This window comes from Delftia sp. CH05 (assembly GCF_009827015.1).
GTDB lineage: Bacteria > Pseudomonadota > Gammaproteobacteria > Burkholderiales > Burkholderiaceae_C > Comamonas > Comamonas tsuruhatensis.
This window is the reverse complement of the sequence record NZ_WUMG01000001.1, coordinates 75,815-86,355: the sequence shown is the minus strand read 5'-3', so window position 1 is coordinate 86,355 and position 10,541 is coordinate 75,815. Positions and strand designations below refer to the sequence as shown.

Sequence of the window (10,541 nt, the reverse complement as noted above, 5' to 3'; positions counted from 1 at the left end):
CCGAGGTGGCTCCGGCGGCTGCGCCGCAGCAGCCGGTGGGGATGCAGGAGTATCTGCAGATGGTGGTGCGCAACCAGCCCCAGCTGGCTGCGCAGCGGCTGCAGATCGGGATTGCGCAGGCGGACAGCCGCACGGCGGCGGCGTTTCCCAATCCTTCGGCGTCGTACAGCAGCAAGCCGGGCGAGAAGCAGTGGGGCATCGAGCAGCCGCTGCCCATTTTCGGCCAGCGGCGCCTGCGCATGGAGAACGCGCGCAAGGGCGAGACGGCGGCGCGTGCCAATGTCGAGGTGGCCGTGGCCACCACGCTCAACGATGCAGCCACGGCCTTCATCGACCTGCTGATGACGCAGCAGCGCCTGAAGGTCTGGCAAGAGGCGCAGGAGGCCCTGAACAGCGCGGGCAATATCGTGCGCGGACAGATCGAGGCCGGTGCGCGCAGCCGCTATGACGGCGCGCGCCTGAGCCTGCAGCAGGCCCAGATGGCCATGCAGGTCAGCCAGGCCCAGTCGGACTGGCAGGATGCCGCCTCGCACGCCGCCGCCCTGGCCGCCCTGCCCCAATGGGCGCCGCGCGCCACAGGCAGCCTGCAGGCCGTTCCCGTGGCCCAGCTGTTGCACGAGCAGGAACTTTGGGAGGCCGCGCGCCTGCGCCTGCCGGCCCTGGTGGCCGCCCAGGCCGAGCTGGACCAGCTGCGCCACAAGGTCGAGCTGGAACGCCGCGAAGCCCTGCCCACGCCCAGCATCAGCGTGGCGCGGGTGCGCAACCGGCTGGACGGCAACTACAACCAGATCGGCGTGTCGGTGGAGCTGCCGCTGTTCGATCGCCGTGAAGGCCCCATCGCGCGTGCCCAGGTGGAGGCCGAGCAGGCCCAGCTGCGCTACGACGCCGCGCTGATCGAGGCGCGTACCGAGCTGCAGCGCGCCATCAGGCAGCTGAAGCTGCGCCGCGATGCCGTGCGCGCCTACGAAAAGCAGGGCCTGGCCCAGATCGCGCCGCTCAACCAGATGGCCCAGGATGCCTACAAGCTGGGCCAGGGCTCCATCCTGGAGCTGATCGATTCGCTGGGATCGATCAACGAGCACCGCCTGGAGCACCTGGACCTGGTCAAGGAAATGATGCTGGCCGAGTGGCAGGTGCGCGTGGCCAGCGGCGATCTGCCGATGTGGGCTGCGCCCTGACGGTTTCATGCGGCGCGGTGCTCTGGGATGCCGCGCGGCCCTGCCCCTACCTGGAAAGAGGTGGTCAACATGCCGGCACCCCCACCGGTCTCGGCGGAGTCTGGCGCGCCGTATAGTGTCTGCCTCAGTTTCGAGTCAGGCCCTGCCGCCCGCATGTACCGCTATCTCATCATCGAAGACGACGCGCTGAACGCGCGCTACATCGCCGAAGGCCTGCGCCAGCAGGGCGCGCAGGTGGCGGTGTGCAGCGATGGTGTGCAGGGCATCGCCATGGCCGTGGGCGAGAGCTGGGATGTGATCATCCTCGACCGCATGCTGCCCAATGGCTTCGACGGCCTGCAGATCCTGCAGACGCTGCGCTCCATGGGCAAGCAGACCCCGGTGCTGGTGCTCAGCGCCCTGTCGGCCACGGACGAGCGCGTGCGCGGCCTCAAGGCCGGCTGCGACGACTACCTGACCAAGCCCTTTGCCTTCTCCGAACTCTCGGCACGCCTGGAGGCCCTGGTGCGCCGCGCCCAGATCCCGGCCCCTGCGCGCGAGATGCGCCTGGCCGACCTGCGGTTGAATCTGCTCACGCGCAGCGCCGAGCGCGCGGGCCAGCCGCTGGCGCTGCAGCCGCGCGAGTTCCGCCTGCTGGCCTTTCTGATGCAGCACGCGCACCAGATCGTCACGCGCACCATGCTGCTGGAGTCGGTGTGGGACTACCGGTTCGACCCGCAGACCAATGTCATCGACGTGCACATCAGCCGCCTGCGCGGCAAGGTGGACAAGGGCTTCGAGCCCGCGCTGATCCACACCGTGCGCGGCGTGGGCTACAGCCTGTCGGACCGGCCGCAGGACCTGCCGCAGGTGGCCTGATCCCATGTCGCTGGCCAAGCCCTGGAGCTCCACGGCCTTCCGGCTGGCGCTGACCTACGGCGTGCTGCTGGTGCTGACCATGTCCATCGTGCTGTCGGTGTTCTACGTGCAGACCGTGGGCGTGCTGCGCATGCGCATGGACCGGCAGGCCGAGAACCACATGCGCCGCCTGGTCGAGCACCGCGACAAGTACGGCGAGCCCGCGCTGGAGGCCGAGATCCAGCAGACCCTGCTGGACGGCGTCAACACCGATACCGAAATCCTCATCCTCATGGATGGCGACGGCAATCCCATCATCGGCAACGCCGACGTGGTGCCCGCACGCCGCCTGACGGAGATGGGCGTGCGCGATCTCAAGGTGCGGCGCAACGGCCGCATCATCGCGGGCCGCGTGGCCGTGGCCCAGCTGTCCGACGGCAAGCTGCTGGCCGTGGGCAGCGACATGCAGGTGCAAAGCGATGTGGAGGAGCTGTTCGGCCGCGCCAGCCTGCTGGCCGGCCTGGTGGCCCTGGGCATGGCCGTACTGGGCGCCGGGGCCTTCCGGCGCGTGGTGGAAGAGCGGGCCGCCGACATCCGCAGCACCATGGCGCGCGTGGCCACGGGCGACCTGCGCCAGCGCATTCCGGTCACGCGCCGCGACGATGAGTTCACGCTGCTCAACCGCGACATCAACACCATGCTGGACCGGCTGGAACTGCTGATGGACGGCATACGCCATGTCTCCAACACCATCGCCCACAACCTGCGCACGCCGCTGACGCGCATCCTGCTGCGCCTGCGCAATGCCCAGCAGGCCACGCCCGAGGAAAAGAACGAGACGCTGGCGCTGGTGGCCCAGGAAGTGGCCGAGCTGGGCGTGGTCTTCGACAAGTTGCTGCAGATTGCCGAAGTGGAAAGCGGCGCCAGCCGCAAGAACTTCGCGCCCGTGGACCTGCGTGCCCTGCTGGTCGACGTGGTGGAGTTCTACGAACCGCTGGTCGAGGACGCAGGCGGCGTGCTGCGCCTGGAGGTCGAGGGCACGCCCATGGCGCTGGGTGACGGCGACCTGCTGGCCAGCGCCGTGGCCAACCTCGTGGACAACGCCATCAAGTACGGATCACTGCCCGACAGCGACCACGGCGCCGACATGCTGCTGCGCGCGGGCGTGGCCCACGAACACGGCATGGACGGCGGCGCCTGGGGCGTGGAAATCATCGTGCAGGACCGAGGCCCCGGTGTGGACGCGCAGACGCGCGAGAAGATGAGCACCCGCTTTTACCGCGCCGAATCGGACCGCGAAGGCTATGGCCTGGGCCTGGCCAGCGTGCTGGCCATCGTGCAGCTGCACGGCGGCAAGCTGGGCTTCGAGAACATGCATCCGGGCCTGCAGGCGCGCATCTGGCTGCCCGGGTTGCCCACGGCCTGAAGCCGTTTCAGCGGTCCTTGTGACCGTAGGCGCAAAAGCCGGGCTTGGGGCCCTTCTTGGGGTGCAGGCGACAGGTTTCGGGCCGCTTGTCGTAGACCGTGCAGCGCCGCGACTTGGCATCCAGAAAATTGCAGTCCCCGCTGGCGCGCCGCGCCATGGTGAAGATGTTGTGCTTGGGGTTGTAGTGGTCGATCAAGCGCATCTTCATCAGCCGCTTGGCGATGAGCTTGGGCTCCACGTTGTCCACCTCGAACGGATCCACCAGCTCCAGCCGCACCAGATCGGGCAGCTGCACCTCCAGCGGCATGGTGCAGCAGTTGGCCGCACAGCTGTCGCACATGCCGGGCTTGTATTTGCTCCAGGAGTCGAGGCGGTCGACGTCGACGATGCTGATGGGGGATCTCATGGTGGGGGATGGGCGTGTGCAGGGCCGCTATTTTTCGCCAGAAAGCCCGGCGGCGGTTGCCGCGCCGGCGTAGCCAAGCGAGGGGGCGGGTCTTTGGGAGACGCTGCCCCTGCATCCATCCCCTGGCCTTCAGGCCGGCCGCTTCCTCAGCAGGTATTTCTGAAACCCGTCGGACACCCGCTCGGCGCGCTGGTTCAGCACCTCGGTGGCCAGGGTCAGCACGCCCGTGGTGTTGCCGGGCTTGAGCTCGGACACCGTCAGCGTGCAGTACAGCGTGTCGCCCACATAGACAGGGGCCAGGAAGCGGCTGCCCTGCTCCAGAAAGCCCTTGAGCGATTCCTCGACCATGTGTGGGAACAGGCCGGCGCCTGCCGCCGTCTGTATGGCCACCTGGTAGCCGTGGGCCAGCATGTGGGGCATGCCGCGCGCGCGGCAGTACTCCACGTCGTAGTGCACGGGATGGTTGTCGCCGCTGGCCAGCTGGAAGGCGGCGAACAGGGCATCGGTCATGGTGCGCGAGGGCAGGGCGAAGACCTCGCCCAGCGCGAAGTCGTCAAAGTAGCGCTGGGCGCACAGGGATGGGTGGCGTGGCATGGCGACTCTCCTCAGTTCGCGCTCATGTGGGCGGCCCGGGCGACCTTGCCCCATTTGTCCAGCTCCTGCTTGAGGAAGGCGGCCAGCGCCTGGGGGCGCGGCTGCTTTTCCAGCACCAGGCCCATGTCGTAGGCCTTTTTCTGCAGCCCGGCATCGTCCACCGTGGCCTGCAGGCTGGACTGCAGGCGGGCAATCAGCGCTGGCGGCGTGCCTGCGGGGGCGAACACGGCGTTCCAGGTATAGGCCTCGTAGCCGGGCACCTGCTCGGCAATGGCAGGCGTGTCGGGCGTCTGCGGCAGGCGCTGGGCCATGGTGGTGGCCAGCAGGCGCACCGTGCCCGCCTTGACCTGGGCCAGGCCCGTGGGCGCACTGTCCAGCATGAAGGCCAGGTGCCCGCCGATGAGGTCCTGTATGGCCGGCGCACTGCCCCGGTAGGGCACATGCTGGGCCCGGGTTCCCGCCATCAGGTTGAGCAGCTCCGCACCCAGATGCGGAGCGCTGCCCACGCCCGCCGAGGCATAGTTGACCTGGCCGGGCCGCGCCCGCAGATAGGCCAGGAAATCCGGCAGGCTCTGCACGGGCAGCCGCTTGTCCACCACCAGCACCAGCGGCGCCCTGGCGAGCAATCCCACGGGCGCGAAGTCTTCCTCCGTGCGGTAGCCCAGCTTGTCGTGGATGTAGGGATTGACGGCATGCGCCACCGTGGTCAGCAGCAGGGTGTAGCCGTCAGGGGCTGCCTTGGCAACCGCCTCCGTGCCCACCAGGGTGCCGGCGCCCGTGCGGTTCTCGATCACCACGGGCGTGCCCAGCTTCTGGCTCCAGACATCGGCCATGGCGCGGCCAAAGGTGTCGGTGGGGCCGCCTGCCGCGTAGGGAATCACCAGCTTGATGGGGCGCGCCGGATAGTCCTGCGCTGCGGCCGCGCCGGCGGCCAGAAGCAGGGCGGTGAGAAGGGTTTGGCGTCTTGCCGTCTTGAAGTCCATAATTTTCTCCGTTGTCTCCTGGCGCCGACTATAGAAATGCGCGGCCAATGCAGCCAGTCGAATCATTGATAGGGCGGTTAGAAACCGTCTAACACCAAGGAAATGCTCCCGGCGGGCATGCAACGGATGCGATATGAATTGACGGATCTCAGGGTTTTCCTTGCCATTGCCCAGGCCAAAAGCCTCAGCGCAGGCGCGGCTGAAATGCATTTGACGGCGCCATCTGCCAGCTACCGGCTCAAGAATCTGGAGCAGGCCATGGGTGCATCGCTGTTTGAAAGAACGTCCAAAGGCATGGTGCTGACCCCGGCAGGAATGACGGTCAAGAAATACGCCGATTCCATTTTTGGCAGCGTGGACCGCTTGCACGGAGAAATGCAAAGACACATCAACGGAATATCGGGCCATATCCGCGTCTTTGCCAACAGCAGCACGCTGACGGGAATTGCGCCCGTGCTCAGCCGTTATCTGGCCCATTATCCGAACGTCAATGTGGACCTGGAGGAGCGCCTGAGCGAAGACACGGTGCGCGCCTTGCTCGACGGCAGTGCCGATGTGGGCCTGGTGGCCGGCCAGATCGATCTGCATGGCCTGCACGCCATCACCTATGGCCACGATGAACTGGTGTTTGTGGTGCCCGCTGGCCACCCCTTGGCCGCCAGCAGCAGGGTGCCGCTGGAAACCGCGCTGACCTACGACCTGGTCTCGATCGGCCGCAAGACCAGCAACTTCCTCTACCTCCAAGGCATGGCTTCCAGGCTGGGCATGAATCCAAGGGTACGTGTGCACGCACCAACATTCGAGGCCGTGCTGCAGTGCGTGCAGGAAGGCGTGGGCATTGCGCTGGTGCCGCGCTCCATTGCCCGGCCGGCGCTGCAGGCGCGCAGGCTGGCTGCCGTGGGCCTGGACGAGGCCTGGGCGCAGCGCGAGCAGAAGGTGGTCACGCGCGAACCCGAAACCCTGCCCGCCTATGCCCGCGATTTCGTGGCCTATGTGGCGGCCCAGCCTTTGCCCGAGGAAGGCGCCGTGCAGGAATCCCTGTCTTAGAAGATTTGGAATTCCGCTTAGAAAATGCCGACTGGCTGGGTGATGGTCGCACTTCTAGAATGCGGCGAATCGAATATTCGCCTCGTTCAAGAAAATGCAGACACGCCCATTGGATGGTTTGACGGTATTGGCCATGGAACACGCCGTGGCAGGGCCTTTTGCCAGCCGGCAGCTGGCGGACCTGGGTGCCAGGGTCATCAAGCTGGAGCGATTGCCCGATGGGGATTTTGCACGGGGCTATGACGACAAGGTCCATGGTGAATCATCCTTTTTTGTCTGGGCCAATCGGGGAAAGCAAAGCCTGGCTGCGGATATCAAGACTGCCGAGGGGCAGCATATCGTCGGGAAAATACTGGAAAACGCCGATATCCTGATCCAGAACCTGGCCCCGGGTGCCATGCAGAGAATGGGCATGGATTTCGACAGCCTGCATGAGAAATATCCGCGTCTCATCGTCTGCGATATATCGGGCTATGGCGAGGGCGGCCCGCTCAGTGACAGGAAGGCCTATGACCTGCTGATCCAGGCGGCAGCCGGCCTGATCTCGGTCACGGGCACGCCCGACCATCCCGCGCGCGTGGGCATTTCCATCGCTGACATCGCGGCCGGCATGTATGCCTACTCGGGCATTTTGTCCGCCCTGCTGCAGCGCGCCCGCACCGGCCGGGGCCTGCGCGTGGAGGTGTCCATGCTGGAGGCGCTGGCCGAATGGATGTCCTACCCGCTGAACTTCGCCCACTACGGCGGCACGGCGCCTGCGCGCAGCGGGCTGACCCACCCTTCCATCGCGCCCTATGGCCAGTACACGGCCGGTGATGGCCAGAGCCTGATCTTCGGCCTGCAGAACGACCGCGAATGGCACAGCTTCTGCGCCCATGTGCTGCAGCAGCCCGCGCTGGCGCAGGACACGCGCTTTGCCACCAACCTGCAGCGCGTGGCGCACCGCAAGGAACTCGATGCGGTGATTGCCTCCGCGCTGGCCCCCCTGAGCCGCGAACAGGCCATGCAGCGCCTGGATGCAGGCGGCATCGCCAACGCGCCGCTCAACGACATGCACGCGGTCTGGGACCATCCCCAGCTGCAGGCGCGTGAACGCTGGCGCGAGGTGGCCACGCCCACCGGCAGCATCCAGGCCCTGCTGCCCCCGGCCACGCTGTCGGATGCCGAAGCCGCCATGGGCGCCGTGCCCGCGCTGGGCGAGCATACGCAGGCGCTGTGGGAGGAGTTTGGCGGGCGGTGAACATGACCAGGGGCGCCAAGGTCCGGCCATGAAAAAAGCGCTCCTTGCAGAGCGCTTTTTGCAGTGTGCCGTTCGGCTGGATCAGACGTCGATATTGCCCGCCCGCAGCGCATTCGTCTCGATGAAGTCCCGGCGCGGCTCCACCTCGTCGCCCATGAGCATGGTGAACACGCGGTCGGCCTCGATGGCGTCGCCGATCTGCACCTGCAGCAGGCTGCGCACGGTGGGGTCCATGGTGGTCTCCCACAGCTGCTCGGGGTTCATTTCGCCCAGGCCCTTGTAGCGCTGGCGGGCCGTGGTGCGTTCGGCCTCGTGCAGCAGCCATTGCATGGCCTGGCGAAAGTCGGTGGCCTTGTCGCTCTTGGCCTTCTCGCCTTCGCCGCGCGTGACCTTGGCGCCTTCGCCCAGCAGGCCGTTGAAGTTCTGGGCTTCGTCGGCCAGCGCGGCGTAGTCGTGGCTGCGCACGAACTCCTGGGTGAGGATGGAGCTCTTGATGTTGCCGTGGTGGTGGCGGCTGATGCGCAGCACGGGCTTTTCGGAGACCGGATCGATTTCGGCCGTGACCTCGGCGGGCACGCCCGTGGTGGTCAACTCGCGCAGCTTGGCCTCCAGGATGGGGGCGCAGGCCTGTGCCGCCTCGATGCTATCCAGCGTGATCTGCACGCCGTCGGCGATGGCGCGCAGGGCCTCGGCATCCATGAAGTTGGACAGGCGGTCGATGACGGTCTCGGCAGCCAGGTGCATGTTGGCCAGCTTGGCCAGTTCCTCGCCGTCCAGCGTGCGCGGGTTGGCGCCGCCGGTGCTGACGCTGGCGTTCATCAGCGCGATGCGCAGCAGGTACTGGTTGAGCGCGGGGCCGTCCTTGATGTACAGCTCTTCCTTGCCGTTCTTGACCTTGTACAGCGGCGGCTGGGCGATGTAGATGTGGCCGCGCTCGACCAGGTCCGGCATCTGGCGGTAGAAGAAGGTCAGCAGCAGGGTGCGGATGTGGGCGCCGTCCACGTCCGCGTCGGTCATGATGATGATGCGGTGGTAGCGCAGCTTGTTGGGGTCGAAGTCGTCGCTGCCGCTCTTGCCCGATTCGGCCGTGGCCTTGCCGATGCCGGTGCCCAGGGCCGTGATCAGGGTGACGATTTCGTTGCTGGACAGCAGCTTCTCGTAGCGGGCCTTTTCCACGTTCAGGATCTTGCCGCGCAGCGGCAGGATGGCCTGGAACTTGCGGTCGCGACCTTGCTTGGCGGAGCCGCCGGCGGAGTCACCCTCGACGATGTAGATCTCGCACAGCGCCGGGTCCTTTTCCTGGCAGTCGGCCAGCTTGCCGGGCAGGCCCATGCCGTCGAGCACACCCTTGCGGCGCGTCATCTCGCGGGCCTTGCGCGCGGCCTCGCGGGCACGCGCGGCATCGACGATCTTGCTGCACAGGATCTTGGCGTCGTTGGGCTTTTCCTCCAGGTAGTCGGTCAGCGCCTTGGCGACGATGTCCTCCACGGGCGCGCGCACTTCGCTGGAGACCAGCTTGTCCTTGGTCTGGCTGCTGAACTTGGGCTCGGGCACCTTCACGGACAGCACGCAGCACAGGCCTTCGCGCATGTCGTCGCCGCTGACCTCGACCTTGGCCTTCTTGGCCAGCTCGTTCTGCTCGATGTACTTGCCGATCACGCGCGTCATGGCGGCGCGCAGGCCCGTCAGGTGGGTGCCGCCGTCGCGCTGCGGGATGTTGTTGGTGAAGCACAGCACCTGCTCGGCATAGCTGTCGTTCCACTGCATGGCGACTTCGACGCCGATCTCGGTGCCGGGGATGCCGCCGTAGCTTTCCGCAGGACGCGTGCCGTTGGCGTGGAAGGCGGTGGGGTGCAGCACCTTCTTGTTGGCGTTGATGAACTGCACGAAGCCCATGACGCCGCCGGCGCCGGAGAAGTCGTCCTCGCGGCCGTCGCGCTCGTCCTTGAGGCGGATGCGCACGCCGTTGTTCAGGAAGGACAGTTCGCGCAGGCGCTTGGCCAGGATCTCGTAGCGGAACTCATGGTTCTGCGTGAAGATTTCCGTGTCGGGCAGGAAGTGGACCTTGGTGCCGCGCTTGTCGCTCTTGCCGACCACGCGCATGGGTGAGACCTCGACGCCGTCCACGATCTCGATGGGGCGGTTCTGCACCTGGCCGCGCGAGAAGTCGATCTCGTAGACTTCGCCGTCGCGGCGCACGCTGAGCTTGAGCCAGATGGACAGTGCGTTCACGCAGGACACGCCCACGCCGTGCAGGCCGCCCGAGACCTTGTAGCTGTTCTGGTTGAACTTGCCGCCCGCGTGCAGTTCGGTGAGGGCGATTTCGGCCGCCGAGCGCTTGGGCTCGTGCTTGTCGTCCATCTTCACGCGCGTGGGGATGCCACGGCCGTTGTCGATGACGGACAGGGAGCCATCGGCATGGATGGTGACCAGGATGTCGTCGCAGTAGCCGGCCAGGGCTTCGTCGATGGAGTTGTCCACCACTTCGAAGACCAGGTGGTGCAGGCCCGTGCCATCGGAGGTGTCGCCGATGTACATGCCGGGGCGCTTGCGCACGGCCTCCAGGCCTTCGAGGATCTGGATCGCGCCTTCGCCATAGCCGCTGGAGTCTGAGCCTTCGGGGGCAATGGTCTGGTTTTCTGGCTTGTTCTCGTCGGTCATGGAAGGCCCTGGGGTAGTTCCGTCGGAAGCTGTCGCTTCGCTTGAAAATGTTCGATTCGGCCGCTGGCGCGGTGCGTAGGGACGCGCGCTGCGGGCTACGAGTCGGATAGGGTGGTTGCGCGCCTTGCACCGGCTTGTGCCACCGGGCGGCGGGTGCAGGGGCTGCGCA

9 protein-coding genes are annotated in these 10,541 nt (G+C 66.7%); 5 read left to right on the top strand and 4 right to left on the bottom strand.

Translation table 11 applies throughout. The features are described 5' to 3' along the window. The first annotated feature begins 41 nt into the window (after window positions 1-41). The 3 genes from GRX31_RS00385 (at window position 42) to GRX31_RS00375 (ending at window position 3,441) form a co-directional block, all read left to right on the top strand. The gene (locus GRX31_RS00385; protein ID WP_223275166.1) at window positions 42-1,178 is read left to right on the top strand and encodes a TolC family protein; all 1,137 of its coding nucleotides are present in this window, start codon (window positions 42-44) and stop codon (window positions 1,176-1,178) included. 153 nt (window positions 1,179-1,331) lie between these two features. Further along, complete coding sequence (locus GRX31_RS00380; protein ID WP_017407046.1) at window positions 1,332-2,036, top strand: response regulator transcription factor; 705 nt, start codon at window positions 1,332-1,334, stop codon at window positions 2,034-2,036. Between the two features lie 4 nt (window positions 2,037-2,040). Then, window positions 2,041-3,441 carry a sensor histidine kinase gene (locus GRX31_RS00375; protein ID WP_013799933.1) on the top strand — a complete coding sequence of 467 codons (1,401 nt, stop codon included), beginning with the start codon at window positions 2,041-2,043 and terminating at the stop codon, window positions 3,439-3,441. A 7-nt stretch (window positions 3,442-3,448) separates the two neighbouring features. On the opposite strand, the gene GRX31_RS00370 is transcribed toward GRX31_RS00375, so the two are convergent. From GRX31_RS00370 to GRX31_RS00360, 3 genes are all read right to left on the bottom strand, one after another. Then, entirely contained in the window at window positions 3,449-3,847 is a 399-nt protein-coding gene (locus tag GRX31_RS00370) for a YkgJ family cysteine cluster protein (protein ID WP_013799932.1), read from the bottom strand. A 129-nt stretch (window positions 3,848-3,976) separates the two neighbouring features. Beyond that, window positions 3,977-4,441 carry a MaoC family dehydratase gene (locus tag GRX31_RS00365; RefSeq protein ID WP_160850985.1) on the bottom strand — a complete coding sequence of 155 codons (465 nt, stop codon included), beginning with the start codon at window positions 4,439-4,441 and terminating at the stop codon, window positions 3,977-3,979. 11 nt (window positions 4,442-4,452) lie between these two features. Continuing rightward, window positions 4,453-5,424: a tripartite tricarboxylate transporter substrate binding protein gene (locus GRX31_RS00360; protein ID WP_099751006.1), complete on the bottom strand. Its 972-nt coding sequence runs from the start codon at window positions 5,422-5,424 to the stop codon at window positions 4,453-4,455. Between the two features lie 126 nt (window positions 5,425-5,550). On the opposite strand from GRX31_RS00360, the gene GRX31_RS00355 reads away from it, so the two are divergent. Together GRX31_RS00355 and GRX31_RS00350 are read left to right on the top strand one after the other, a co-directional pair. Next, a complete protein-coding gene (locus GRX31_RS00355) occupies window positions 5,551-6,471 on the top strand; it encodes a LysR family transcriptional regulator (RefSeq protein ID WP_074921252.1) in 921 nt (306 codons plus the stop codon). A 94-nt stretch (window positions 6,472-6,565) separates the two neighbouring features. After that, window positions 6,566-7,711, top strand: a complete 1,146-nt coding sequence (locus GRX31_RS00350) for a CaiB/BaiF CoA transferase family protein (RefSeq protein WP_160850982.1) — start codon at window positions 6,566-6,568, stop codon at window positions 7,709-7,711. Between the two features lie 81 nt (window positions 7,712-7,792). On the opposite strand, the gene gyrB is transcribed toward GRX31_RS00350, so the two are convergent. Continuing rightward, complete coding sequence (gyrB, locus tag GRX31_RS00345; protein ID WP_016447261.1) at window positions 7,793-10,372, bottom strand: DNA topoisomerase (ATP-hydrolyzing) subunit B; 2,580 nt, start codon at window positions 10,370-10,372, stop codon at window positions 7,793-7,795. Between the last annotated feature and the right edge of the window lie 169 nt (window positions 10,373-10,541).